We start from the raw sequence: 25,987 nt of genomic DNA on the forward strand, positions 1-25,987 counted from the left end.
CTCCTCAGCCGGTCTGAGACGGGACCGCCGCCGCACGCCCGCGCGCATCCGCGCCCGCCGCCCGTGCGCCGATGTCCCGGCGCAGCAGCTTGCCGTCGTAGTTGATCGCGTCCGCGGCCCGGTACGCGCGCCGCCGCGCCTCGTCGAGCGTTTCGCCCGTCGCGACGACGTTGAGCACGCGCCCGCCCGCCGTGACGATCTGCCCGTGTTGCACCGCGGTGCCGGCGTGGAAGACCAGCGTGTGCGGCTCGGACGCCGCGCGGTCGAGCCCGGTGATCACATCGCCGCCCCGGGGACGCTCCGGATAGCCGTCGGCGCACAGCACCGTGCACACCGCAGCCCCCGGCCGCCACCTCGGCGCCAGGCGGTCGACGCGGCCGCCCAACGCCGCCTCCGCCATCTCCAGCAGCCCGGACTCCAGCAGCGCGAGCAACACCTGCGCTTCCGGATCGCCGAACCGGACGTTGAACTCCAGCACGCGCGGGCCGTCCGGGGTCAGCATGATGCCCGCGAACAGCACCCCCCGGTACGGACGTCCCTCCTGCGCCATCGCCCAGAGCGTCGGCGCCAGGATCTCGTCGACGACGCGATCCAGCGTGTCCGCGGTCACCTGAGGCGCCGGCGCGACGGCTCCCATCCCGCCGGTGTTCGGGCCGCGGTCGTCTTCGGCGAGGCGTTTGTGATCCTGCGCCGCGATCAGCGGCACGAGGTGGACGCCGTCGCAGACCGCGAAGACGCTAACCTCCTCACCGGCCAGCACCTCCTCGACGACGATGCGCGTGCCCGCATCGCCGAAGCGCCGTTCCATCATCATGGCTTCGACCGCCGCCACCCCGTCGCCGGGGTCCTCCGCGACGACCACGCCTTTGCCGGCGGCGAGTCCATCGGCCTTGATCACCAGCGGCCGCCCGGCCCGGCGGACGTACTCCGCGGCCGCAGCACCGTTCTCGAAGACGCGGAACGGAGACGTCGGAATCTCGTACCGCGCACACAGGGTCTTCATGAAGATCTTGCTGCCTTCGAGCGCGGCCGCCGCCCGAGTGGGCCCAAAGGCCCGGAGCCCGCGCGCGGTGAACGTGTCGACCAACCCGGCGGCAAGCGGTGCCTCCGGCCCCACGATCGTGAGATCGGCACCCAGCCGCTCCGCGTCGTTGGCCAGAGCGTCGAGGTCGAGAACGGCGGTCGGGACGCAGGTCGCGACTTCGGAGATACCGGGATTGCCCGGGGCGCAGAAGACTGTCGCGGTTCCGTTGCGCCCGAGAGCCCACGCCAGGGCATGCTCCCGACCCCCAGAACCCACCACGAGAACCTTCATCGAGGTTGCCATCCCGTGCGATGAGATGGTCTCACCACGGAAATGTTCGTGTTTTCCGGTCGCTGCAACGGAGAATAGTGCGACTGGGTCCATGCAGACTATAGCATAGCCTATACGATGTGCCAAGATGCATTTTGAATGTTCGTGTTTTCGCCTCCGGCCATTGCCGACGGCAAGGAAACCCAGACACCGTGGCGAAGGTTGCACCACGTCTCGCTCGGAGGCCTCGCGGTACGCGCCGTCATTACAGGGATTGGAGCGCTCACGCCTGTGGGGCTGTCGGCTCCCGAAACGTGGGCCAATCTCCTGGCGGGTCAAAGCGGGGTTCGTCCGCTCACTCGCTTCGACGCCTCGCGCTACCCCGTTCGGATCGCGGCGGACGTGCCCGGGTTTGACCCGCTGTCCGTTCTCACCCGCAAGCGGGCGCGCCGGACCGCCCGGTTCGCGCAGTTCGCGATCGCGGCGGCCCACGAAGCGCTGCGCGACGGCGCCCTCACGCTCACGGATGATCTCCTCGATCGCGTCGGGGTGACGGTGGCGACCGCACTCGGCGGGATCGACGTGATCGACGCCGAAGCGCCGCACCTCTATGGCGGCGAACCCGACCGGGTCACGCCGTTCCTGCTTCCGATGCTGATCGCGAACATGGCGTCGTCCGCCGTCAGCATTCACTTCGGCATCCGGGGACCGTCCAACACGTCCGTCGGCGCGTGCGCCAGCGGGGCGATCGCGCTCGCCGAGGCCCGCCGGTGGATCCTCGACGGCGACGCCGACTACGTGCTCGCCGGAGGCACCGAAGCGGCGCTCACCCCGTCGGTGTGGGCCGCACTGTGCTCGCTCGGCGCGCTCAGCACGCGCAACGACGCGCCGGCGCAGGCGAGCCGGCCGTTCGATCGGGATCGCGACGGGTTCGTGTACGGCGAGGGCGCCGTGGTGTTTCTGGTCGAGCGGGAGGACGTGGCGAGACGCCGCGAGGCGCGCATCTACGCCGAGCTCGCAGGCGCCGCGCTGACGAGCGACGCCTACCACGAAACCGCGCCGCGCCGCGACGGCGACGTCGCGGCGCGCGCGATCCGCCAGGCGCTGCACAGCGCCGGCGCGAGCGCGGAGGAGGTCGACCTCGTGGTGGCCCACGGCACCGGGACGCCGCTCAACGACATCGCCGAGACCGTCGCCATCAAGCAGGCGCTCGGAGCCCGCGCGCGGACGACCCCGGTCAGCGCCCCGAAGAGCATGGTCGGCCATCTGATCGGCGCGGCGGGCGCGCTCGCGGCCCTCGTTGGCGTGCTCGCGATCCACACGGGTGAGATTCCCCCCACGATCAACCTCGACCACGCGGACCCCGTCTGCGACCTCGACTATGTCGCCCTCATCGCGCGCCGCGCGCACGTGCGGCTCGCCGTCGCGAACGCGTTCGGGTTCGGCGGTCAGAACTGCGTCGTCGCGGTCCGCGCCCTGGAGCGGTAGGACCGGCCGCCCGCGCCACCGAACTGCATCTCGAGATTCCCTCGTCCCTCGACCCGACGATCTTCCAGGGTCCCTCCCGCGCCGTCGCGGCGCCCGGGGCGGTCCTGAGACGCAGACAAGAGGGGGCGAAGCCGTGTTCGACGGAACGTTTGCGGGACGGATTGCGCTCGTCACGGGCGCCTCCCGTGGGATCGGCCGGGCGACGGCGGAAACGCTTGCCGGAGGCGGCGCGGACGTCGTGGTCCACTACCACCGCAACAAAGTCCTCGCCGAGGAGGTGGCCCACGGGATCGTTGGCCGCGGCCGCCGCGCGCTCGCCGTCGGGGCCGACCTGGAGAAACCGGAGGAGATCGACCGGCTCTTCGACGAGGTCGCGTCGCAGCTCGGTGCGCTCGACTTCTTCGTCGCCAACCACGCGGCCACGGCGTTCAAGACCACGCTCGACGCCAAACCGCACCATCTCCAGCGCACGTTCGATCTGATCGTGCGGTCGCTTGTGCTCTGCGTCCAGCGGGCGGTCCCCTTGATGCAGGGACGCGAAGGGGCGATCGTGACGATCGGCGGACAGGGCACCGTCGAGATGCTGCCGCACTACGCGATCCTGGCGTCGGCGAAGGCCGCGATGGAGACGTGGACCCGTTACCTCGCCTACGAGCTCGCGGGGCGTGGCATCACGGCGAACTGCGTCAGCCCGGGTGTGATTGCCACGGACTCCGCGAAGTTCTACGGCGGCGATCGGTTTGCGGAGTTCGACCGCGTGGTCTCGTCGTTCACGCCGCGGGGCCGGATGGGCACGCCCGAGGACGTGGCGGCGGTGGTCGCGTTCCTGTGCAGCCCCGGCGCGCGCTACGTCCTGGGGCAGACGATCGTGGTCGACGGCGGCCTCGGGCTGGTCTCGGCGCCGTTCGAAGTGTTCCGCCGACAAGGGGAGGCGCGCGCATGAACAAGGTGATGAGTACCGAGGACGTGATCGCGCAGATCCCGGACGGGGCGACAGTCGCGATCGGCGGCTCTTCGCTCTCCCGGAAGCCGATGGCGCTGGTGCGGGCGCTCGCCCGAAGCGATCGCCGCGACCTGCGCATCATCGTCAACGTCGGCGGGCCCGAGGTGGATCTGCTGCTCGGCATGGGCAAGGTCGCCGAGGTCATCTTTGCGTTCGTCGGGTTCGAGGTGATGGGGCTGGCGCCGCATTTTCGCCGGGCCCGGCAGGAGGGTACCGTCAAGTTCCAGGAGTGGACAGAGTACACCGTGATGGCGGGGCTGGACGCGACGATCAAACACGTGCCGTTCCTGCCCACCCACTCCACGCTCGGCACCGACGTGCTGCGGGTCAACACGGCGTTCAAAACGATCCAGGATCCGTTCGCCGGCGAGACGCTCGTCGCCGTCCCGGCCCTGCGCCCCGACGTCGCGCTACTGCACGTGAACCTCGCCGATCCCCAGGGGAACGGCGTCGTGCTCGGCGACGGACACATGGATGCGCTGTGCGCGAAAGCCGCGCGCAAGACGTTCCTGTCCGCGGAGCAGATCCTGCTCCCCGAGCGTCTGCAGACCTACGGGCGCGACGTGCACATCTTCCGGACAATGGTGACCGGCGTCGTCGAAGCCCCGTGGGGCGCCCACCTGACCGGGTGCGCGCCCGAGTACCGGGCGGACCTCCAGCACGTGCAGGAGTACCTGGCCGCCGCGCGCGACGGCACGGGGTGGCACGAGTACCTGGAGCGCTACGTCTACGTGAGTCACCGGGAGTACGTGCGCGCGCTCGGCGGCGAGCACACGCTGGGGGAGCGGCTGCGAGTGTAGCGCGCCGCGGTCGACGCCCCGCACGGGCCTCGGCCGCACGCACCGGACGCAAGCGATGCAGCGAGGGGGGAATCGGCGATGACCGACTACACCATCGACGAGTTGATCATCACGTGCATGTCGCGGGAGCTGCGCGGCGAGCTGCTGGTCAGCTCCGTGACCGCGTTTGGATCGCTCGCGGCGCACTTGGCGCGAAGCACGCATGCGCCGGACCTGGCGGTGCTCTCGACGCCGGAATCGGGCATGGATGCGGTACCCCTTCCCACCCTCTCGCTCGGCCAGTTCCTGACCGAGAACCAGCGGGCGATCCCGCTCACGATGGAGGACATCTTCGACGCCATCTTCACCGACCGGTTCCGCATCTGGATCAACCCGGCGCAGATCGACCAGTACGGCAACGTCAACATCTCCGTGATCGGCCCGTGGGAGAAGCCGAAGGTCGCGCTGGTCGGCGCGCGGGGGATCCCGGAAGACACGAGCCATCTCTCCCAGGGCCTGTACTATCTGACCCAACACTCGCCGCGCGCTGTCGTGGAGCGCGTGGACTTCATCAGCGGCGCCGGCTACAACCCCGAGCGCCGCCAGACACTCGGCGCGGCTGGTGCGCCGACCTGTCTCGTCACCCCCCTGGGCGTGTTCGGCTGGAACCCCGACTCCGGCCGGATGGTCGTGCGGAGCCTGCACCCAGGGGTGAGCCCCGACGCGGTGCGCGAGGCCACCGGGTTTGCGATCGAGCTCGGGGCCGGCATCCCCACCACGGAACCGCCGACCGCGGAACAGATCGCCATCATCCACGCGGCCGACCCGCTCGAGGTACGCAAGCTCGAGCTCCTGTCCGGCAAGGAGGCGGCGGAGAAGTTCGCCGTCATTTACGAGCGCGAGCGTCAGGCGCTGCACGCCGCCTGGCCGCGCCGCCGGCAGTGACGCGCGCGCCGGCGAGCACGCCGCGCTGAGGAGATGCGTGCTGTGACCGACGCCTCGCTCGCGGGCCGCCGCGCGATCGTCACCGGCGGCGGACGGGGCATCGGACGAGCGACCGCGCTCAAGCTGGCCGCGCTGGGTGCCGACGTCGCGGTCGTCTCCCGGACCGAGCGGGAGATCGCCGGCGTCGCCGCCGAACTCCGGGAGCGGGGCGTGCGGGCCGCGGCGGTTCCCGCCGACCTCACGACCTTCGACGCCTGCCGCGCCGCGATCGAGAGCGCCACGCGCGCGCTCGGCGGGATCGAGATCTTGATCAACAACGCCGGGTGGACGCTCACGAGCGCGTTCCTCGACGAAGATGAGTCGTACTGGCGCCGCGTCGTGGACGCGAACCTCTGGAGCACCGTGTTCTGCAGCCGGGTCGCGCTCGAGTGGATGGTCGCGCACGGCGGCGGGACGATCGTGAACGTGGCGAGCGACGCCGGGCGCGTGGGCACCGCCGGCGAGGCGATCTACTCGGCCGCCAAGGGCGGCGTGATCAGCCTCACCCGGTCGCTGGCCCGCGAGATGGCCCGGTACCAGGTCCGTGTCAACTGCGTGTGTCCCGGTCCCACGGAGACGGCGGTCCTGACCGAGAACCAGAGCGACCCCGCGCACGCCGGGAAGATCGAGCGGATGATCCGATTGATCCCGATGCGCCGGGTCGCGCAAGCGGAAGAGATCGCCGACGCCGTCGCGTTCTTCTGCACGGACGCGTCGCGCTACATCACCGGTCAGGTGCTGAGCGTCTCCGGCGGGCTGACGATGGTCTGAGCTGGCCTCCCGCAGGCCGCAGCCAGCCGCGAAGGAGGCAACGAGTGATCCACAGGACCAGCGCGAGCCGCACCGCGACGCCCCGCGTCCGCTCGACGGAGCCCGTGCCATGACGACCGGAGACGCTCCGATCCGAGTCGCGGTCGACTGCATGGGCGGCGACCGCGCGCCGCGGGAGATCATCCCGGGCGCGCTCGCGGCCGCGCGCGCGCACGGGTTGCACGTCCTGCTCGTCGGCGTGCCCGACGAAATCACACCGCTCCTGCCCGCCGATGTGGCGGCCCGCCTCGGGTCCGCGCCGGCGCATGCGGCCGAGCGCCCCGGCGTGGAAGTGGTCACGAGCGACCGCGCCGTGCCCGAGGGCGCCCCACCGCTTCAAACGCTCCGCGCGATGCCGAAGGCGTCGATGTCGGTGACGATGCGCCTCGTTCACGACGGACGGGCGGACGCCGCCGTCAGCGCGGGCAGCACCGGTCCGACGCTGCTCGCGGCGATCCGTGAGATCGGCATGATCGAGGGCGTGCGGCGCGCGTGCGTCGGCCGGCAGATCTTGGAGATCCATCCGCACACGTTCCTGATCGATCTCGGCCCCACGATCGACTGCGAAGCGCATCACCTCGTCGAGTTCGCGGTGATGGGCACGACGTACATGCGCGTGTTCGGCGGAGTCCCAGACCCCACGGTGGCCCTGCTCAGCAACGGCCGCGAACCCGGCAAGGGCAACAAGGTCGTCAAGCAGGCCGCGGAGCTCCTCGGCCGCAGCGGACTCCGATACGTCGGGCTCCTCGAGGGACATCACCTGATGGCTGGCGAGGCGAACGTCGTGGTCTGCGACGGGTTTGTCGGCAACGCCGTCCTGAAGACCGTGGAGGGACTCGGGCGCGAGACCGCGGCGTGGCTCAGGCGCGAGCTCGAGGACGCGCTGCCCCCCGAGCGCCTGGACGCCCTTGCCGTCCGGCTCGTCGAGTGGACGAACCCGATCGACCTACGGGGCAGCCTGCCGTTGCTCGGCGTGCGCGGCAACGTCGTCATGGCGCACGGCGCCTCCGACCGGGCCGCGATCCAGGCCGCGATCGCGCAGGCCGTCCAGGCGGTGCGCGGCGGGTTCGTGGAGAAGCTGCGCGCGGCGCTCGCCGAGACCCGCGGGCGCATCAGCCGATCGGGAGCGACGTAGCCCGAGCCGGTTCGTGCCCCAGGTGACCGGCGTCCCATGGGGAGCGTGCGCGTGCGCCGTTCATCTGCGACGCACGCCGCGCCGTCCTCACACCGATGCCCGAATCTTCCGCAGGAGCAGGTCGACCACCAACGCCGCCGTCCACGAGAAATCGCCGCCCCCCAATCCCTCGCCGGTCGACGCGTGAAAGTACTCGCACCATCCGGCCCGGCGCACGAGATCGATCGTCGCATCCGCGAGGGCGCTGGCGTCATCCCGGAGCCCCAACTCCTCCAACCCGCGGACGACAAACCAGTTCGTGTTAACCCAGGCGGGGCCGCGCCAGTAGCGGGCCGGCTCGAACTGCGGCTGGTCCGGCAGCACGGTCGGGAGCGGCTGACACCCCCGGCACCGATCACGATATCGCCGGTACATCTCCTTGGCCTCACGCACGTCGACCACCCCGGCAAAGACCGCGCCGAGACCGGCGATCGTGTGCACGGGGATACGCCGGCCTGCGCGCACGTCGAAGTCCAGAAACAAACAGGACGGCTCGTCCCAGAGTTCCGCCCGATAGGCGTCGCGAAACGCACGCAGCTCCTCCGCCGGCACGTCCGCCGACCGCCCGAGCGCGGCGGCGATACGGTTCAGATCGAGCGCCGCGCGGTACCAGATCGCGTTGAAGAGCGCATCGTACACGGCAAACGGCGTGTGCGGCAGGAACGAGGTCAGCTCGTACCGATGCGCGGCGATCAGCTCCACAAGATACAGGTAGAGGTCGTAGTCGGCGCTGCGGGGCCGCTCCGCCGCCGCCACGACCCCGGTGTCGTGCCGGGTGTACGCACGGGACGGCCGGAAGCCGCCCTGGGTGGCAAAGTCCCACCTGGGGGCGTTGTCGAGCCCGCTTTCCCAGGGATGCACGAGCACGATCAGGGGGGACCCGGCAACCGTGCGGTCCCGCGAGAAGAACCGCAGCGCATCGCGCAACGCCTCGTAGATCCGCGCCCACCACGCGTGCCGGACACCCGCATTCCGCTGCGCGAGGCCCGCCCAGTACACCGCGGTGGGAAGGACGGGCGGGTGGGAGATGCCGCTCGTCCGCTCCCCGGCCCGCCGCACCGGGACATCCGGCCACCACTCCGGCCCGGGGAAATACCCGCTCACCCCGGGGTTGTAGTGGATGTGCGGCAGCATGCCGTTCGCCCACTGCGCGGCCAGGAGCGCATCGACCTCCCGCTCCATCCGCGGCCAGTCCAGGTGCGCGAGGGCGAGCGCCACGAACGCGCTGTCCCAGTTCCACTGGTGCGGGTACAGCCGCGGGCTCGGGCGTGTGTAGTCGCCCATGTCGTTCCGGCGCAACACAGCGAGCGCCTGCGGGATGAGATCGGGCGTCGCGACCACGGTGCCTGCTACACCCGGATGACGTCGCCGGTCTGCGCGTCCATGAGCCTGACGCGCGACTCGTCGATCCGAAGCCAGACCTGTTGCCCTGGGTCCGCGTGGAACTCCACGGAGACCGAGACCTTGAGCGTCTGCCCGCCGACCGTCGCCGTGAGCAGACTCTGGGACCCCAGCGGCTCGATCGCCACGACGACCGCAGCGACGGCGCCCGGATGCGGAGCGGGCGAGACCGCGATGTGCTCCGGCCGGATCCCGGCGAGCACGGTATCGGCCGCGCGCGTCGCGAGCGACGCCGCCGCGCGGTCGGGAAGCCGCAGCACCTCACCGGCCACATCAACGCCCATCCGCCCGTCGACGATCCGCGTGCGCCCTTCCAGGAAGTTCATCGGCGGGTTGCCGATGAAGCCGCCGACGAACCGGTTGGCCGGGGCATCATAGATCCGCGAAGGGGCGTCGTTCTGCACGATCCTGCCGCTCTGCATCACCGCAATCCGCTCCCCGAGGCTCAGCGCCTCCACCTGGTCGTGGGTCACGTACATCGTCGTGACACGCAGCTCCCGGTGAATCCGCTTGAGCTCCGTCCGCATGTGAAGGCGCAGCAGCGCGTCGAGGTTGCTGAGGGGCTCGTCCATCAAGAGAACGTCCGGGCGCATCACGATCGCGCGCGCGACCGCCACCCGCTGCCGCTGCCCGCCGGACAGCTGCGCTGGGTAGCGGTCGAGTAGATCGTGGATCTGCAGCAACTCGGCGGCGTCGTGCGCGAGCCGGCGTTGCTCGTCGGCCGGCACCCGCCCCATGCGCAGCCCGAACACGATGTTGTCGTAGACACGGAGGTGCGGAAAGACCGCATAGGATTGGAACACCATTGCGATGCGCCGCCTGCCTGGCGCGAGATGGGTCACGTCACGGGCGTTGATCAAGATCCGGCCCGCGTCCAGCTCTTCAAGGCCCGCCACGGCCCGCAGGACCGTGGTCTTGCCGCATCCGGACGGCCCCAAGAGCACCAGGAACTCCCCGTCGTTCACCGTCAGGGAGAGATCGTCCACGGCCACGACCTTGCCGTACGTCTTGCGGAGATGCTCGAGCACGACCCCTGCCACGTCACCACCCCGTCCGTTGTCACACACGCGCCCGCGCGTCCCGCGCGGGCGTCGAGTCACCCCGGGATCAGCGGACTGTAACCCCCCACAGCGTCAACAGGTAGCGGCGGATCAACAGCATGATCACCAAGGCAGGCACGATCATGAAGAACCCGCCGGCGAACCGGTAGTCCAGCGGCGCGCCGCCGCCGCCCCCCATGACGGCGCTCAGGATCAGCGCCGGGAGCGTCCGGTGATCGACCGTGAGGATCGTGGCCGCGAACACCTCGTTCCACGAGATGATAAAGGTGAAGATCCCGGCCGCGGCCAACCCCGGCAGCGCCATCGGCAGCGTAATGCGCAGCACCGCCTGCAGGCGGCTGCTGCCGAGCGTCATCGCCGCCTCTTCCAGCTCGTACGAGATCGCCACGAAGATGCCGGTCACCATCGTCATCACGAACGGTACGGCGAGCGCGGTGTGGACCAGCGCCACGCCGACGAGCGTGTCGTAGAGGCCCCAGCGAATGAACGCGACCGCCAGCGGAATCGCGAGGATCGTGACCGGGAACATCTTCGTGGTCAGCACCAGCAGCTGCACGGCGTCCCGCCCGCGGAATCGGAACCGCGCGATCGCGTACGCCGTCGGCGCGGAGATGACGAACGCGAATCCGATCGTCATGAGCGCCACCTCCAGACTGTTCCAGGTGGACTGGAGGACGTCCGTCGAGTTCAGGAAGGCCCGCATCGTGTCGAGCGTGAACCGGGTAGGCCAGATCGGGCGCGGCCACGTGTACAGGGCCTCCCGGGGCGTGAACGCGGCGAGGGTAATCAGGACGAGCGGGAACACTACCCACGCGGCGATGAGCGTGACGGCGCTGTAGACGACCAACCGCCGGAACGTCATCCGCGTACCTCGCCGGCCCGCGGCCGGAGCACGCGCAGATACGTCCAGGTGAACGCGGCCGAAAGCAGGAGGATCAGCGTGCCGTAGGCGCTCGCCACGTTCGGGTTGCGGTACAGCGCGTACCACAGATAGGACTCGCCGGCCAGCACGGGCACCAGGCGCCCGGTCAGCATCATGACGGTCGCGAACACCTCAAACGCGAGGATCGTGCGGATGATCAGCGCCGTCTGCAGGCTGCCGCGGAGCAGCGGAAGCGTCACGTGCCGGAGCGTCTGCCACGGGCTGGCGCCGAACACCTGCGCCGTCTCCGCATAGTCCTTCGGGATCAGCTGCAGGCCGCTCAGCAGGATCAGCATGACGATCGCCGTGGCGCGCCACACCTCCGTGAGGAGAATCGCCGCGAACAGCCAGCCCGGTTGATCGTAGGTCAGGTAGGGGCCCGGCTGCGAGATCCAGCCGACCGCGGACAGCAAGGCGTTGAGGTAGCCGCGTTCCGTGAAGATCGAGAGCCAGATCAGCCCGGCCGCAAGATCCGAAATCCCGATCGGCACCGCGCAGAGATAGAGAAAGATCGTGTGTCCCGCAAAGCGCGTCTGGACCAGCATCGCCATCGCGAGGCCGAGCGCGATCTGCAGGGGAATGGCGATCGCGGTGATCAGGAGCGTGTCGCGGACCGCGGGAAGGAAGTAGAGGTCCGACGTCATTCGTTGCACGTGCTCGAGCGTCAGCCGCCCGGTCTGCGCGTTGGTGACCCCGAGGACAAACGCCTGCACCATGGGGTAGACGACGAACACGCCAAGGAACGCCAACGTGGGCAGCACCAGCAGGTACGGGAGCCACGCCGTTCGCCTGGATCGGGCCACCGGTCCGTCGCGGCCGAGAACCAGTTAATCCAGCTTGCAGGGCGTGATCGCCGGGTCTGGCGGCGGGCACACCGCGTTTTGCGCTCGGTACAGATCTTCCAGCTTGCGGCCCTGATCGTTGAGCACGTCCTGGATGTTCTTGCCCTCGACGGCGATCAGCCTGAACGTGTCGGCGTAGATCGGGACGAACTCGCCGGTCCGGGCGCCCAATCCCACGGGCAGCAGCGCCGTGTGCGCGTCCGGGGCACCCGCCTGCGCGGAGACGCCGTCCGCGACGACCTTCACCCACCCCGAGCTCACGGTCTTCGCGACTTCGGGCGACACGGGGAAGAACCCGTCGCCCTCGAGCGTGGTCAGTTGGGTCGACGGCCGGGTGAGGTACTCGATCAGGCGCGCCCCTGTGTCCGGGTCCGGGGCGTTCTTCGGGATCGAGAGCCCCACGATCACCGAGAGGAACGACCGTCCCCGCGGCCCCGCCGGCGAGGGCAGGATGACAAAGTCGTCGGGCCGCTGGCGCACGGCGGGGATCAACCGCGCGGTGTGATCCCACGCCACCCACACCTCGCCCAGCAGCAGCGGTTCGTACATGAACTCGTAGGTGAACGACGACGGGTGCGTAACGCCCCAGAGCTGCCGGAGGTACCGCCACATCGCCACGGCGTCGGGAGACTTGAACCGCTTGACCTGGGCGCCGGTAAACGACGGGTACGCATAGCCGTGGATGAACCGGCCGTACAACCCCTGCGGGCCGACCGGGAACCCGAGCCGGCGCTGCCCGGTGGCCTGCTGGATCGCCTGTCCCCACTGGAAGAGGTCGTCGTACGTCATCCGCATCGGGTTACGGCCCTTGGGGAAATACTGCAGCGACGCCTTCGTAGCCGCGAAGACATAGGTCGCCTGCATCCACGGGATGAACGCCTGCATCCCGCCCATGTGAGAGGCGTTCAGCAGATCCTTGTAAAATGTGCGGTCTTTCATCCCGTCCAGCTGCTTCTGAAGGGGGGCCATGTCCCGCACGATGTTGGAGCTGAGGAGAATCGGATAGATGCCGTGGAGCGCGCCCGTGACGCCGATCGTGCCGTGCCCCGCCTTGGCCTCGGCCACCAGCCGATCGACGTACGGCCCATCGCCCTCGGCGATCAGCCGCACGGGCACGCCGGTCGCCTTGGTGAACCCGGAGAGCAGACTCGTCCGGGCCCACTCCTGCTCTTGGATCGGGATCAGCTGGTCCGTCGTGAACACGATCTCGGCGGGTGCCGCACCGAGCGCGGCCGGTTCGCCCAGCCGTGCCGCGGCCGCAGCGCCGACCAGCGCCGACCCCGCGGCGATGAACTGTCGTCTCGTGAGCCTGCCGGGATGCCGCCGCTCGGACATTGAGATCTCCCTCTCCGACGTGGTCCGGGTGGTGTGGCACGATGTGGTTCGTTCCGCCCGAGGCGAATCCTTCCGCGACCACGGCGGGATCGACAGCGCTCCGACACCTGCGGTCGTGCGCGCTCGGTAACCGCGGGAGACCCCAGGGAGAGTCGCACCCGGGCGGCGCGCGCGCTCCCGGACACGCGAGCGCGGGGAGATCGAACGATCTCCCCGCGCTCATGTCGCCAGCCCTGCCGATGGGGCGCCGTCCGCCCCACCCGCCTCGGTGCCTACATCGGCGGCATCGGCGGGGTGGGGGTGCTCTCCTTCTCTTCCTCGGGCTTGTCGACGATGACGACTTCCGTCGTGAGCACCATCGCGCCGACGCTCGCCGCGTTCTGCAACCCCGAACGGGTCACCTTGCACGGGTCCACGATGCCCGCCTTGAACATGTCCACGAACTCGCCAGTGAGGACGTTGTAGCCCCACCCCGGCTTTCCGGCCTTGACCTTCTCGACGATCAGGGATCCCTCCGCGCCGGCGTTGCGCGCGAGCTGCCGGAGCGGCTCCTCGATTGCGCGGCGCACGATGTCCACGCCGACCCCTTCGTCGCCCTCGAGCTTGAGCTTCTCCAGCCCGCCGAGCGTCGCGACGAGCGCGGACCCGCCGCCCGGCACGATCCCCTCTTCGACCGCGGCGCGCGCCGTGCTGAGCGCATCCTCGACCCGGTGCTTCTTCTCCTTCAGCTCGGTTTCGCTGGCGGCGCCGACCTTGATCACGCCGACTCCGCCGACCATCTTGCCGAGCCGCTCCTGGAGCTTCTCGCGGTCGTAGTCGCTCTCCGTCTCTTCGATCTGCTTGCGCAGCTCAGCGATCCGCTTCTGGATCTCGGATTGCTTCCCAGCACCGCCGACGATGATCGTCTCTTCCTTGCCGGCCTTGAGCTGCCGCGCGCGACCGAGCTGGTTGACCTCGACGTTCTCCAGCTTCAACCCCAGCTCTTCGGTGATGACCTGACCACCGGTCAAGATCGCGATGTCCTGCAGGATCGCCTTCCGCCGGTCGCCGAACGCCGGCGCCTTGACGGCGATGGCGTTGAGGGTACCGCGCAGCTTGTTCACGACGAGGGTCGCCAGGGCCTCGCCCTCGACGTCCTCGGCGATAACGACGAGCGGCCGGCTCAGCTGCACGATCCGCTCGAGCACCGGCAGCAGGTCCTTGACCGCGCTGATCTTCTTGTCGGTGATGAGGAGGTACGGATCCTCGAGCACGGCCTCCATCTTCTCGGGGTCCGTCACCATGTACGGCGAGATGTAGCCCTTGTCGAACTGCATCCCCTCGACGGTGTCGACGGTCGTTTCGATCCCCTTCGACTCCTCGACCGTGATCACCCCGTCCTTGCCGACTTTCTCCATCGCGTCCGCGATGAGCTTGCCGATCTGCTCTTCGTGCGCGGAAATGCTCGCCACCTGAGCGACCGCGTCCTTCGTCTCCACCGGCTTCGCCTGGGCGCGCAGTCCCGCCACGACCGTCTCGACCGCCCGGTCGATCCCGCGCTTGATCGCCAGCGGGTTCGCGCCGGCCGCCACGTTCTTGAGGCCCTCACGGACGATGGCCTGGGCAAGCACGGTGGCGGTCGTCGTCCCGTCGCCGGCGATGTCGTTCGTCTTGGTCGCCACCTCGCGAACGAGTTGGGCGCCCGCGTTCTCAAACGGATCGGAGAGCTCGATCTCCTTCGCGACCGTCACGCCGTCGTGGGTGATCGTCGGCGAGCCGAACTTCTTCTCGAGGACGACGTTGCGGCCTTTTGGACCGAGCGTGATCTTCACGACGTCCGCGAGACGGTTGACGCCGCGCTCGAGCGCGCGTCGCGCGTCCTCGTCGTACAGCAGCAGTTTTGGCATCAAGGTTCCCCCTTAGGCCCTCGCCTTGGCCTTCTCGCGGGTCACGATCGCGAGCACATCGCTCTCGCGCAGGATGAGATACTCCTCATCGTCCTGCTTGAACTCCGTTCCAGAGTACTTCGCGAAGATGACGCGATCGCCGACCTTGACCTCCATCGGCACGCGGTCGCCCTTCTCGTTCCGTCCGCCGGGACCGACGGCCACGACCTCGGCCTCCTGCGGCTTCTCCTTGGCGGTGTCAGGCAGGACGATCCCGCCCTTCGTCTTCTCGAGCTCCGCCACCACCTTGACCACGATGCGATCCCCCAGTGGCTTCAGGTTCATACGAGCCTCCCTTCCATGCGATGAGTCTTAGCACTCTATCATTGTGAGTGCTAATCTATCCCAACTATAGGGAAACAGGCCGAAGCCAGGCAACATCAAATTCGATCGAAAACAGGGTGTGTTGGCCGAAAATCGGCACCGTTCGAGTTCGCACGCCGTGGATTTCACGTTTATGATTGCGTTTCCGGCACCGGCTCCGTGAGCTCCAATCCGGCGTAAGCGCCGAGACGGAGAGATGAGCGCTCGCCGCGGGCGAGGCGGTAAGCCCCCGCCGCGGCGATCATCCCCGCATTATCCGTGCATAGGATCGGGGACGGCACGTACATGGGGAGCCCGAGTGCGGAGGCGGCGTCTCCCATCCCTCTCCGCAACCGCGAGTTGGCCGCGACCCCGCCGCCGACGACAATCGCCCGCACACGGAACCGTGTTGCGGCGCGCACACTCTTCTCGACGAGGACGCCGGTGATCGCCTCCTGAAACGCCGCCGCGGCGTCTGACGTCCAGGCGGTGTCCGACGGCGCGCCGCCGTCGGCGACGCGCCGGACGACGGCGCGCATGACGGCGGTCTTGAGACCGCTGAACGAGAAATCGAAACTGTCCGCGTCGGGAAACGGTCGAGGCAGCGGCACGGCCTCGGGCCGCCCCCCCGCGGCGGCGCGATCGATCGCGGGCCCACCCGGGTACCCCAGCCCGAGCGCGCGGGCGGCCTTGTCGAACGCCTCGCCGGCCGCATCGTCCCGCGTCATGCCGAGCACCTGGTACGCGCCGTGCCCGGTCCAGAGAATCAGATCGCTGTGCGATCCGGACACGATCAGCACGAGCGCGGGCAGCGGAAGATCGGGATGTTCGAGCACGTTCGCGTAGACGTGTCCCTCGAGGTGATTCACGCCGATCAGCGGCCGCTCGAGCGAGAGCGCGAGCGCCTTCGCGGTCGCAACGCCGACCGCGAGCGCGCCGACGAGACCGGGGCCGCAGGTGACGGCGATCGCGTCGATCCCCGCGAGCCCCACTCCCGCCTGCTCGAGCGCCTCATCGATGACCGGCCCGAGCCGCTCGAGGTGCCGACGGGACGCGAGCTCCGGCACCACGCCCCCGTACCGCGCGTGCAGATCCACCTGCGACGCGACGATGTTGGAGAGCAGCCGGGCGGCGCCGACGTCCCACGCGAGGACCGCCGCCGAAGTCTCGTCACACGAGGTCTCGATCCCGAGGACGTACACGGCGTGCTACCTGGGCGGCGCGTCCTGGTCCGGCGCAGGCGGGTCGCGCTCGAGATCCGCGCGGTTCTGTTTGAAACGCGCCTGGAACGCGTGCTCCCACACGTTCCCGGTCCACATGACGATCGCGTCCTCGCGGTTGTCGCTGTAGTACCCGCGCCGCACGCCGATCTCCTTGAACCCATACTTCCGGTAGAGCGTCTGAGCGCCGGCGTTCGTCTTCCGCACCTCGAGCGTCACCCACCGCGCGCCCCGCCGCATTGCTTCGTCGAGCAATGCCACCAGAAGTCGCTCGCCGATCCGGCGGCGGCGGTGCTCGGGGGCGACCGCGATCGTGGTCACGTGGGCCTCGTCGAGGATGATCCACATCCCCGTGTAGCCGACGACCTGGTGCATCATCCGCGCCACGAGATAACACGCGAGGCGGTTCTCACGCAGCTCGTGCGCGTACGCATCCCGCGGCCAGGGCGTCGGGAACGACGCCTGCTCGATTTCGATCACCCGTGCCACGTCGTCCATGCGCATCGGCACGATCGTGACCTGGTTGGTCAAAACCATGGTCACCCGTTTCCCGGTGGCACGCGGGTTTCCTGCCATTCGCGAAGCGCGGGGCGCCTGCCGTAGACGGGCAGCAGGGTCTCCGGATCGTCCCGGACCCCCTCGAGCAACCGGAGCCTTCCCAGGAGCCCCACGGCCGCCGCGCGCGGATGCATGTGCGGCCCGCCGGGAACGCCGCGGCCGGCGAGTCCGTCCAGGAGCGCCTGTTCGTGCCTGACGAGCGCGTCCCCGACGATGAGGACCGGGTCCCCGACGCCGCGCCGCCGGTGGGCCTCGCTGACCGGAGGAGGATCCGCCGTCCCTACCGGCGCGCCGTCGAGGACCGCCGCGACTTCCGCCGTCACGACGTCCGGCGGCGCCACGATCGGGGCGACCAGACACCTGGGCGCGCCGGCTGCGGACACATGATAGAGCCCCGCGGCCACCTCCCCGCGGTGGGCGTCCAGCGCCGCGAGCACGACGGCGGGGCCGCCGGCCGCCAGCGCGAGCGCCTCGAGCGTGTCGACGCCAAGGACCGGCGTGCGCCGCGCCCGCGCCCACGCGGCCGCGGTGGCGATGCCGATGCGCAGACCGGTGAACCCGCCGGGGCCCCGGCTCACCGCGATTCCCTCGAGCTCCGCCGGACGCATCCCGAGCCCCCGCAGCATCTCGGCGATCGCCGGGGCGAGCCACTCGAGGTGCCGCATCGGCGCGCGGAGCGCGGCCTCCGCGAGCACGCCCGACCCGTCCACCACGGCGCAGGACGCGAGGGGCGTGGCGGTCTCTATGCCGAGGACACGCATCTTGTGAACTCCTCGAGCACGCGGCCGTGCCGTACACCGCGGGCGGTGATCCGCAGCACGCGGTCGTCGTCGCCCTGCCCGTAGGCCATCTCGATCCGGAGATGCTCGGCCGGCAGCGCGGACCCCGCGTGCCCCGCCCACTCGACCGCCGTGACGCCCGGACCGTCGAAGAGCTCCTCGAGTCCGAGCGCGTCCAGGTCTCCGGGCGTCAGCCGGTACAGGTCGACGTGGTAGAGTGGCACGGCGCCGGGGTACTCGTGCACGAGCACGAACGTCGGACTCCGCACGGCTCCCGACACCCCCAAGCCGCCCGCAAGGCCCTGGACGAAGCAGGTCTTCCCCGCGCCGAGCGGACCGCACAGTGCGACGACCGCCCCGGGGGCTCCGAGCCGGAGGAACACGGCGCCGAGGGCGGCGCCGGCGGCGCGGGTCTCGACGGGTGCGCGGGAGTGGATGACGAGCAGCGCCCCGTGGGTGTCCGCGGATCGGATCGTGCCTAGCTCCCGCCGCGGTCCGCGATCTTCTGCTGAAAGAACGAGAGGAAATCCAGGGGCACCGGAAACACCGTGATCGAGTTCCGATCCGACGTGATCTCGGTCAGCGCCTGCAGATAGCGGAGCTGTAGGGCGACCGGTTCCGTGGCGATCTTCGCCGCCGCCTGCACGAGCTTCTCGGCGGCTTGGAACTCGCCCTCCGCGTTGATGACTTTCGCGCGCCGCTCGCGCTCGACCTCGGCCTGCTTGGCCATCGCCCGCTTCATCCCCTCCGGGAGGGAGACGTCGCGCACCTCGACCAGGGTCACCTTGATCCCCCACGGTTCCGTGCCCTCATCGATCACCTGTTGGAGTTGTTGGTTGATCCGGTCGCGCTGGCTCAGCAGTTCGTCCATCTCGTGCTGGCCGAGGACGCTGCGGAGGGTCGTCTGTGCGAGCAGATACGTTGCCTTGGAGTAGTTTTCCACCTTGACCACGGCGTCCTCGGGATTGACGACGCGGAAGTACAAGACGGCGTCCACCGAGACGGGGACGTTGTCGCGCGTCATCATCTCCTGCCGGGGCACGTCCAGGGTGACCACGCGCAGGTCGATCTTCATCATGCGGTCCACGACCGGAATGAGGATGATCACGCCTGGCCCCTTGGCGCGGAGCAGCCGACCGAGCCGGAAGATCACCCCGCGTTCGTACTCGCGCGCGATCTTCACCGTCGAGCCGATCAGCGCGATCAGCACGATGATGATCGCGACCAGCAGCGGCCCGAGGAACGTGGATACCATCACGACGCCTCCTCTCGGCGTACGCCGAGGTGCAGTCCGCGCACGCGGAGGACGCGGACCCGCTGACCCGCGGGAATGACGCCGTCCTCGCTCTCCGCGCTCCAGAGTTCCCCTTCCACGAAGACGGTCCCCCCGGGCGCGAGGTCGGTCCGCGCCACCCCCACCGCCCCGACCAGCGCCTCGCGGCCGGTCTGGATCTTTCGGCTCTGGGCGCGCACGCCCGCGCCGACCGCGATCCCGAAGAACGCGGCGGTGAGCGCGGCCATCGTCAGGATCAGCACGAGCGAGATGCGCAGAAACGGCGCCTGCCGTTCCGTCAGCAGCAGCGCCCCGAGCACGAACGCGATGAGCCCGCCCGCCGTCAGCACGCCGTGACTCGGCACCTTGAGGTCGGCGATGAACAGCACGAGCGAGAAACCGATCAGCAGCAGCCCGGCCACGTTCACCTGGACGACCGCGAACGACGTGAGCGCGAGGATCAGCGCCAGGCCGCCGATCACCCCCGGGAACACCGAACCGGGATTGCTCAGCTCGAAGATGATGCCGTAGATCGCCATCGTCATCAGGATGAAGCCGACGTTCGGGTCTCCGAGGAGCAGCAGGAGACGCTCGGTCATCTCCATCGGGATCTCGACGATTCGCGCGCCGCGCGTCGCCAGCCGACGCGTGCCGGCGCCGGTCTCGACCTCGCGCCCGTCGATCTTCGCCAGCAGCGCGGCGGGCGAGTCGGCGACGAGATCGATGACGTGAAGCCGCAGCGCGTCTGTTTCCGTGATCGAGACGCTCTTGCGCACCGCCTGTTCGGCCCAGTCGGCGTTTCGGCCGCGCCGCTGGGCGAACCCGCGGATCTCGGCGACGGCGTCGTTCGTGATCTTGGTCATCTCGGTCTGATCGACCTGGCCGGCGCCGCCGCCCGGTCCCATGGTCACGGGGTGCGCGGCCCCCAGATGCGTCGTGGGCGCCATGGCGGCGATGTTCGCCGCGTACGTGATGAACACGCCCGCCGACGCCGCGCGCGCGCCGCTCGGGTACACGTACACCACCGACGGAACCGGCGATGCCAGCAGCGCCTTCGCGATGTCTTCCATGGAAGTGAGCAGGCCGCCGGGGGTGTCCATCTCGATGATGAGCGCCTGGGCGCCGTCCTGCGACGCCTGGCGGAGGCCGCGCAGCACGTACCGCGCCGTCGCGGGGCCGACGATGCCGTCGAGCTGGACCACGTCGACCACGGCGCCGCCGGACGCGCCGGCCGCCGGCGGCGCGCCGATCCCGGCCCACACCGCGAACCCGAACGCCAGCAGCGTCGCGAACAGCGACAGCACCGCCCCAAGGCGCACCCGCGGGGACATGGGGTGCTGTTCTACGCCCCCGGAGGCGCCTCCTGTCCGCCGCCGCGCCGCGGGAGTCCACGTGACGGTGACGTTACCCGGCCGGCCCATCGTCCGGGATCCCGGCCGCGTGCCGGGCCAACCGCGCGTGGAGCGCCCGGACGTCGGCCAGCGTGTTGATCTCTTCCCGCGGCTTGTCGTCGCGAATCCTGACGATGCGCGGGAAGCGCAGGGCGAAGCCGGAGTCGTGTCGCTCGCTCTTCGTGACCGCGTCGAACGCGACTTCGAGCACGATCGCGGGCTCCACGAGACGGACCGCACCGAGATCGCGCCGCGTGTGCGCCTGGAACCACGCGCTGAGTCGGGCGATCTCCTGGTCCGTCAGTCCGGAGTACGCCTTGCCGATCGTGGCGAGGCGCGCTCCATCGCGCACCGCGAACGTGTAATCCGAGAGCACGCCCGCGCGTTTGCCGTGGCCGTACTCGGCGGCGACGACCACGACGTCGAGCGTCCCCACCCCCGGCTTCCATTTCGTCCACAGCCGACCGCGGCGGCCCGGCTGGTACGGCGAGTCGGGGCGCTTCATCACGATCCCCTCGTTGCCCGCGGCGCGCGCCTCCTGAAATCTCGTCTCGAGGTCCTCGGGCGTCCGCGCCAGCTCCCCGGCGCTCAGGCGCACGCCACCCTGCCGCGGCACGAGTGCTTCGAGCGCCGCCCGCCGCTCGGACAGCGGGGCGTCAATGAGGTTGCGGCCGTCGCGATGCAGGAGGTCGAACGCGAAGAGCGCCACGGGGATCTCGTCCAGGAGCGCGCGGGGATCCCGCCGCTGGAGGCGCTGCTGGAGCCGGAAGAACCCCAGCGGGCGCGTCCCCCGCCATGCGACCACCTCGCCGTCCAGGATGTAGTCGGCGCTGAGCGATCCGAGCGGCCCCGTGAGCTCAGGGAACGCGGGGGTCACATCGTCGAGCGTCCTCGACAGGATCACGACCCGGGCGGCGGTTCGGTGGACCTGCACCCGGATCCCATCGTACTTGTCCTCGACCCACAGGATCGGCGACGCGGCGTCGAACGCCTCGGCGGGTGCGGCCACGGGGCTCGCCAGCATGAACCGGAACGGGCGCCCGGGCTCGATCGCCACCGCCCCGAGCGTGCCAGCCCGCGCGCGGACCGCGATCTCACCGGGCTCCGCGACGAGGAGCGCCGCCCTGCGTACGTCGGCGGCGTCCCGTCCGAACGCCGCGGCGATCGCCGGCAGCAGCAACCCCTCGCGCAACCCGACCCGCATGTCCGAGGTCATGATCTTGACGAGGTAGGCGGCCTCCCGCGGCGTCGACCCTTGCAACAGCCCGCGGAGCGCGGCCGTCTTCGCCCTCCTCGAGGCCGCGCCCTGGGCGGACGCGATCGCGGCGAACGCGCGGGCGACGTCGGCGAGCGTGAGCGGCGCGGAGAACAGCGCGGGCGGCGGCGGATAGCGCCGCAGCAGCGTCGCCGCGGCGTCGCCGAGATCCCCGTGCGCACGGTACGTCGCGTGGAACTCCGCGTCGGGGGCGTGCACCAACTCCCGGAGCACGCGGCCGATCGCCACCCATCCGACGCCGAGCCGCCGGGCGTCACCGTGGGGGAACGGGGCCCCGCTGAGAAACGTGCACGCCCGCCGGAGGTCGTCGGCGGCGAGCGTGGCGAGGTACCGGCTCAACCGATCCGTCTTCGCCAGCGTGCTCGGCGTCGCGCGCACCTCGTCCAGCGCCGCGGCGAGATCGGCGAATCGGGCGCTGTCGGGATCCCGGGAGCCCGCGGCCCCGCCGGCGCTCTCCGGAGCGGGGCGGGACGCATCGCGCTCGGAACCGGCCGTGCGGGCCTCCTATAGGGTGGACCGCGCCATCACGAGGCACGCGATCGTCACGGTGTAGGCCTGCTCGGCGTCCTTGGCCTTGAACCCGATGGCGCGGGCGTTGACGCGCGTCACGCCCGGGATCAACATGCACCGGTCCGCCATCCCCGTGTAGTGCCACTCGATCTCGAGCGCCACCGGCCGCGGGATGACGAACGGCTTGAGATCTTTCACGCGCTTGAGCGCGCGCAGGGCGCCGTCCTTGATCCGGCGGCGCGCCTCGACCGGCTGGTACGACCGCGCGGCCACGCGCCCGATCGCCTCCTTCACCGCCACGGCCTCCACCTGCGGGATCAGCTTCTTGACCTGCGCCACCGCCGTGCCGTCGCCGGTCACGAGCGCCACCGGCACCTTGAAGAACCCGGCCAGCGCCGCGTTCATCCCGGGCTCGCCGACCACGAGATTACCGAGCTTGATCTGCCGCACCGACGCGCTGCTGAACGAATGGTCCAGGATCGCGTTGGCCGTGCCGGCAATGCCGTGGTACCCGGTGAAGAACACGGCGTCGAACGACGCGTCGATCCCCTGCATCATGCTGTAGGGCTTCGGGCTCCCGCTGATGAGCTGGACCTGCGGATGCAGCTCCTCGATCAGGATGTTCCGCATGTCGGCGTGGGAGTCGTTGACGACGATCTCCTTGGCCCCGCCCTCGATCGCGCCGAGCGCCGCCGCGTTGACCTCCTCGGTCATCAACCGCCGGAACCGGGCATACTCGGGGTGTTTCGCCATGACCTGTTCCCAGTCGGTCACACCGGCCGTGCCTTCCATGTCCGCGGAGATGAAGACCTTCATGGACTCCCCCCTTGGGGACGCCGTATCGGGCCAGCGTCCTGGAATACGCGCTCGCTGCTAGGACACCTTCTCGAGCGTGAACACCGCCCGCATCTCGCCGACCACCCGTCCATCGGTGCCGCGGATCTCCGGCCGGTAGTGCGCCGCGAGCGCGTCCAGGTCCGACGCGCTCACGAACTCGAGCTGCCGAAGCGTCTCCAAGACCACCGCTCCCAACCCGCGCCGGCTGCCGTCCTCGATCTTGACGCCGATCCCCCAGCCGCGGTCGAGGAGCCCGATCCCAGACACGCCCTCGGCGCCCTCCTTCGCGACGAGCCGGCCGGGGAGCGCCTCCATCAGGACCGTGTCCAAGCGGCCGGTGCCGGCCACCATGCGCGGATGGGCGACCATCACGCGCGCAAGGCGCGCCGCCGCGGCGGACCGCCGAGGCCCCAGGTCCGACGGATCGGCGAGCCGGGCGAACGCGAGCGCGGTCTGCCAGACGGTGAGGTGGAACGTCGGCACGCCGCACCCGTCGGTGCCGGTGGCCAGGGCGTCGCTCGGCACCCCGCAGAACTCGCCCACGATCCTGGCGATCTCGCGCTGCACGGGGTGCTCGGGCGCCCGATACGTCTCCACCGGCCAGCCGCGCGCCCGGCACGTCGCGAGCATCCCCGCGTGCTTGCCCGAGCAGTTATGGTGGAGCGCCGTGGGCGCCCGGCCGGCGCGCTCGAGCGCCGCGGCCTGCGCGGCGCCGAGCGGCGGGTGGACGCCGCACTGCAGTGCGCCCTCGTCCAGTCCGGCCTTGTCGAGAATCGATCGGACGGCCGCAAGATGCTCCGGCTCTGCCGAGTGAGAGCCGCACGTCACCGCGACCTCCTCCTCGCCGAACCCGAACGTCTCTGCCGCCCCGGATTCGACCAAGGGGATGGCCTGCAGCGGCTTTGCCGAGGAGCGAAGAAAGAGTTCCATCTCCGGGTCGCCAGCCCGGTAGCGGAGCCGGCCGGCGCAGTCCACGACCGCCACCGCTCCCCGGTGCAGGCTCTCCCGCGCGGTGCCGCGGGTGACCTGCACCAGCGGCGCTCTAGCCAATGCGCGTTCCCGGGACGGCGCTCCGCTCCGGCGACCCCGCGCCCGAAGCCGGAGCCGACGCCGCCCGGTGACGGGACGTCTCCGCAGCCGCTCGCACGAGCGCCCGGAACAACCGTGCGCACGTCGCGTCCTGGCGCCACATGCGCTCCGGGTGCCACTGCACGCCCACGACGAACCGGTGCTGCGGCGCCTCGACGGCCTCGATCAGCGGCGCGTCCTGCGTCTCGATCGAGCGGGCGGTCACGACCAGTTCCGGGGCCACGTCCTTCAGGGCCTGATGATGAAACGTGTTCACCCCGAGCGTGTCGGCGCCCGCAAGGTCGCGCAGGCGGGTACCGGGCGCAATCGCGATCTCGTGCAGTGCCGCGTGGAGCGGTGCGTCGGGTTGAGACTTCCGCTGTTCGTGACTCCACTGCTGGCGACCGGTTCGCTCCACGTCCACGTCCTGGATCAGCGTGCCCCCGAGCGCGACATTGAGCGTCTGGATGCCGCGGCAGATCGCGAACACGGGCAGGTCCTGCCGGACGGCCTCGCGCGCGAGCGGGAGTTCGAGCGCGTCGCGCTCAGGATCGGCCGTCACGGACATCTCCGGCCGCGTAGCCTCACCGTACGCCTCGGGCGTGACATCGGGCCCACCGGTCAGCAGCACCCCATCGAGATCGTCTAGCGCCCGCTGAGGCGACGCGCCGGGGAGCACCGGGACGGCTTCGCCGCCAGCGGCTTCCACCGCCTCGACGTACGCGCGAAACGAGTCGCGCTCCCGATCGGTCCGTGTTGCTCCAACGACACCGATCCGCGGACGTTGCATAGCCACGGGCGCTCCCCCGGAGATGACGTCACGCACGCTCACACTGTACAATGCGAACCAACGGGAAGTCAAAAGGCGCGCGTCCGCGGTCTCGCGGGCACTATCGCCGCGGGTTCACCGGTGGTCGCCTACCCACCTGATCCACGGAGCGTTGACGGCGTTCACCAGCCGTCGGTCCGCCGTCCACATCTCGCATCCCAACATCGCCGCCACGGCTAGGTACTGCGCGTCGTAGGCTCTCGGGCGATTGTAGGCTTTGGCGAGTGACCAAGCCTGCGGTTGGAGCCCCGTGGATGAGATGCCTCGAATCCGCAGGCTCGTAAACACGGCGAACGCCTGGTCCCCATCGCTGTTGCTGAGGATTCCGCGGTACACGTGCTCCCGCAGGACCGAGGTCACTTCGGCAAAAAACAGAGGCGCCGTCACCCGGTCGACGCCCTCTCTCGTCCACAGGCTCCAGAGCGCGTCCGCTTGCGTTGTGAGGTCGTGCGGAAGCAGCAGCATGAGCGCGATGCTGGCGTCGATGCATACTCGGCCCGCCATCTACGGATGGCGCTCCCTGGACCGATCAAGGGCCGTCAGCACATCGACCGTTCCGCCGACACGCCGACGGATGCGGTCCCGCACAGCGCGGGCCCGCCTGAGTACGACCAACTGGTTCGGATAGCCGCGCTTCTCCGCGGTCCCCGCGGTCCCCCCAGGAACGCGCCGCGCCTTATCGCGACTGACGCGCGCCAGGTCATCCCGCTTGACGAAGAGCTGGTTGCCCAGTTTGCTGGCCGGCAGCTTCCCGTTCCAGATCCACCGGCGGATGGTCTCGGCGGTCCGGTGACACTCCCGCGCGACCTCCCTCACCGTTACAAGATCCTCGAGTGTTCTCGCCACGACGCCACCCCGTTTGCGGACAAGGAGTAGTAGACTACACCATAGTCTCACCGGGAACAGCGCCACGTCAAGCCGGACG

25 protein-coding genes and 1 pseudogene are annotated in these 25,987 nt (G+C 70.0%); 6 read left to right on the forward strand and 20 right to left on the reverse strand.

All coding sequences use genetic code 11. The annotated features are described in order from the left end of the window. Positions 1 to 4: 4 nt before the first annotated feature. Positions 5 to 1,315: a phosphoribosylamine--glycine ligase gene (purD, locus tag VKZ50_20140; protein HLJ62041.1), complete on the reverse strand. Its 1,311-nt coding sequence runs from the start codon at positions 1,313 to 1,315 to the stop codon at positions 5 to 7. A 138-nt stretch (positions 1,316 to 1,453) separates the two neighbouring features. Between purD and fabF the strand changes: the two genes are divergently transcribed. The 6 genes from fabF to VKZ50_20170 all read left to right on the forward strand — a co-directional run bounded on the left by fabF (position 1,454) and on the right by VKZ50_20170 (position 7,493). Continuing rightward, positions 1,454 to 2,782, forward strand: a complete 1,329-nt coding sequence (fabF, locus tag VKZ50_20145; protein HLJ62042.1) for a beta-ketoacyl-ACP synthase II — start codon at positions 1,454 to 1,456, stop codon at positions 2,780 to 2,782. Between the two features lie 133 nt (positions 2,783 to 2,915). Beyond that, entirely contained in the window at positions 2,916 to 3,725 is an 810-nt protein-coding gene (locus VKZ50_20150; GenBank protein HLJ62043.1) for an SDR family oxidoreductase, read from the forward strand. Next, on the forward strand, positions 3,722 to 4,585 hold the full coding sequence (locus VKZ50_20155; protein ID HLJ62044.1) for a CoA-transferase: 864 nt from the start codon (positions 3,722 to 3,724) through the stop codon (positions 4,583 to 4,585). The genes VKZ50_20150 and VKZ50_20155 overlap by 4 nt, the downstream gene beginning before the upstream one ends. A 78-nt stretch (positions 4,586 to 4,663) precedes the next feature. Further along, positions 4,664 to 5,509, forward strand: coding sequence for a CoA-transferase (locus VKZ50_20160; GenBank protein ID HLJ62045.1), 846 nt, complete (start codon positions 4,664 to 4,666; stop codon positions 5,507 to 5,509). A 42-nt stretch (positions 5,510 to 5,551) separates the two neighbouring features. Next, positions 5,552 to 6,319, forward strand: coding sequence for an SDR family NAD(P)-dependent oxidoreductase (locus tag VKZ50_20165; protein HLJ62046.1), 768 nt, complete (start codon positions 5,552 to 5,554; stop codon positions 6,317 to 6,319). 109 nt (positions 6,320 to 6,428) lie between these two features. Then, complete coding sequence (locus VKZ50_20170; GenBank protein ID HLJ62047.1) at positions 6,429 to 7,493, forward strand: phosphate--acyl-ACP acyltransferase; 1,065 nt, start codon at positions 6,429 to 6,431, stop codon at positions 7,491 to 7,493. An 87-nt stretch (positions 7,494 to 7,580) separates the two neighbouring features. On the opposite strand, the gene VKZ50_20175 is transcribed toward VKZ50_20170, so the two are convergent. The 19 genes and pseudogenes from VKZ50_20175 to VKZ50_20265 all read right to left on the reverse strand — a co-directional run bounded on the left by VKZ50_20175 (position 7,581) and on the right by VKZ50_20265 (position 25,908). After that, complete coding sequence (locus VKZ50_20175; GenBank protein HLJ62048.1) at positions 7,581 to 8,873, reverse strand: trehalase family glycosidase; 1,293 nt, start codon at positions 8,871 to 8,873, stop codon at positions 7,581 to 7,583. 8 nt (positions 8,874 to 8,881) lie between these two features. Beyond that, a complete protein-coding gene (locus tag VKZ50_20180; GenBank protein HLJ62049.1) occupies positions 8,882 to 9,973 on the reverse strand; it encodes an ABC transporter ATP-binding protein in 1,092 nt (363 codons plus the stop codon). A 67-nt stretch (positions 9,974 to 10,040) separates the two neighbouring features. Continuing rightward, complete coding sequence (locus VKZ50_20185; protein HLJ62050.1) at positions 10,041 to 10,856, reverse strand: carbohydrate ABC transporter permease; 816 nt, start codon at positions 10,854 to 10,856, stop codon at positions 10,041 to 10,043. After that, positions 10,853 to 11,719, reverse strand: a complete 867-nt coding sequence (locus tag VKZ50_20190) for a sugar ABC transporter permease (GenBank protein HLJ62051.1) — start codon at positions 11,717 to 11,719, stop codon at positions 10,853 to 10,855. The genes VKZ50_20185 and VKZ50_20190 overlap by 4 nt, the downstream gene beginning before the upstream one ends. Before the next feature lie 24 nt (positions 11,720 to 11,743). Beyond that, positions 11,744 to 13,093: an extracellular solute-binding protein gene (locus VKZ50_20195; GenBank protein ID HLJ62052.1), complete on the reverse strand. Its 1,350-nt coding sequence runs from the start codon at positions 13,091 to 13,093 to the stop codon at positions 11,744 to 11,746. A 272-nt stretch (positions 13,094 to 13,365) separates the two neighbouring features. Continuing rightward, complete coding sequence (gene groL / locus VKZ50_20200) at positions 13,366 to 14,979, reverse strand: chaperonin GroEL (protein ID HLJ62053.1); 1,614 nt, start codon at positions 14,977 to 14,979, stop codon at positions 13,366 to 13,368. 12 nt (positions 14,980 to 14,991) lie between these two features. Further along, positions 14,992 to 15,303 carry a co-chaperone GroES gene (gene groES, locus VKZ50_20205; protein ID HLJ62054.1) on the reverse strand — a complete coding sequence of 104 codons (312 nt, stop codon included), beginning with the start codon at positions 15,301 to 15,303 and terminating at the stop codon, positions 14,992 to 14,994. A 170-nt stretch (positions 15,304 to 15,473) separates the two neighbouring features. Next, complete coding sequence (tsaD, locus tag VKZ50_20210; GenBank protein ID HLJ62055.1) at positions 15,474 to 16,523, reverse strand: tRNA (adenosine(37)-N6)-threonylcarbamoyltransferase complex transferase subunit TsaD; 1,050 nt, start codon at positions 16,521 to 16,523, stop codon at positions 15,474 to 15,476. Between the two features lie 6 nt (positions 16,524 to 16,529). Continuing rightward, positions 16,530 to 17,078, reverse strand: coding sequence for a ribosomal protein S18-alanine N-acetyltransferase (gene rimI, locus VKZ50_20215; protein ID HLJ62056.1), 549 nt, complete (start codon positions 17,076 to 17,078; stop codon positions 16,530 to 16,532). A gap of 2 nt (positions 17,079 to 17,080) precedes the next feature. Then, positions 17,081 to 17,860, reverse strand: coding sequence for a tRNA (adenosine(37)-N6)-threonylcarbamoyltransferase complex dimerization subunit type 1 TsaB (tsaB, locus tag VKZ50_20220; GenBank protein ID HLJ62057.1), 780 nt, complete (start codon positions 17,858 to 17,860; stop codon positions 17,081 to 17,083). Beyond that, positions 17,842 to 18,351 carry a tRNA (adenosine(37)-N6)-threonylcarbamoyltransferase complex ATPase subunit type 1 TsaE gene (gene tsaE / locus VKZ50_20225; protein HLJ62058.1) on the reverse strand — a complete coding sequence of 170 codons (510 nt, stop codon included), beginning with the start codon at positions 18,349 to 18,351 and terminating at the stop codon, positions 17,842 to 17,844. Before tsaE ends, tsaB begins: the two co-directional genes overlap by 19 nt. A 5-nt stretch (positions 18,352 to 18,356) precedes the next feature. Beyond that, positions 18,357 to 19,133: a slipin family protein gene (locus VKZ50_20230; GenBank protein HLJ62059.1), complete on the reverse strand. Its 777-nt coding sequence runs from the start codon at positions 19,131 to 19,133 to the stop codon at positions 18,357 to 18,359. Then, a complete protein-coding gene (locus tag VKZ50_20235; GenBank protein ID HLJ62060.1) occupies positions 19,133 to 20,572 on the reverse strand; it encodes a nodulation protein NfeD in 1,440 nt (479 codons plus the stop codon). The genes VKZ50_20230 and VKZ50_20235 overlap by 1 nt, the downstream gene beginning before the upstream one ends. Then, positions 20,556 to 22,214, reverse strand: a pseudogene (locus VKZ50_20240) (ATP-dependent DNA ligase). The gene VKZ50_20235 and the pseudogene VKZ50_20240 overlap by 17 nt, the downstream one beginning before the upstream one ends. Before the next feature lie 108 nt (positions 22,215 to 22,322). Next, the gene (locus tag VKZ50_20245) at positions 22,323 to 23,144 is read right to left on the reverse strand and encodes a M55 family metallopeptidase (protein ID HLJ62061.1); all 822 of its coding nucleotides are present in this window, start codon (positions 23,142 to 23,144) and stop codon (positions 22,323 to 22,325) included. A gap of 57 nt (positions 23,145 to 23,201) precedes the next feature. After that, positions 23,202 to 24,215, reverse strand: a complete 1,014-nt coding sequence (locus tag VKZ50_20250; protein ID HLJ62062.1) for an asparaginase — start codon at positions 24,213 to 24,215, stop codon at positions 23,202 to 23,204. Continuing rightward, positions 24,208 to 25,023 (reverse strand): gamma-glutamyl-gamma-aminobutyrate hydrolase family protein, encoded by an 816-nt coding sequence (locus VKZ50_20255; protein HLJ62063.1) that lies wholly within the window; start codon positions 25,021 to 25,023, stop codon positions 24,208 to 24,210. Before VKZ50_20255 ends, VKZ50_20250 begins: the two co-directional genes overlap by 8 nt. Positions 25,024 to 25,137: 114 nt before the next feature. Continuing rightward, entirely contained in the window at positions 25,138 to 25,566 is a 429-nt protein-coding gene (locus VKZ50_20260) for a type II toxin-antitoxin system VapC family toxin (GenBank protein ID HLJ62064.1), read from the reverse strand. Further along, positions 25,567 to 25,908 carry a helix-turn-helix domain-containing protein gene (locus VKZ50_20265; GenBank protein ID HLJ62065.1) on the reverse strand — a complete coding sequence of 114 codons (342 nt, stop codon included), beginning with the start codon at positions 25,906 to 25,908 and terminating at the stop codon, positions 25,567 to 25,569. It abuts the gene before it with no gap. Positions 25,909 to 25,987 lie beyond the last annotated feature (79 nt).

The sequence above is a fragment of the bacterium genome (genome assembly GCA_035295165.1).
Taxonomy (GTDB): Bacteria; Sysuimicrobiota; Sysuimicrobiia; order Sysuimicrobiales; family Segetimicrobiaceae; genus JAJPIA01.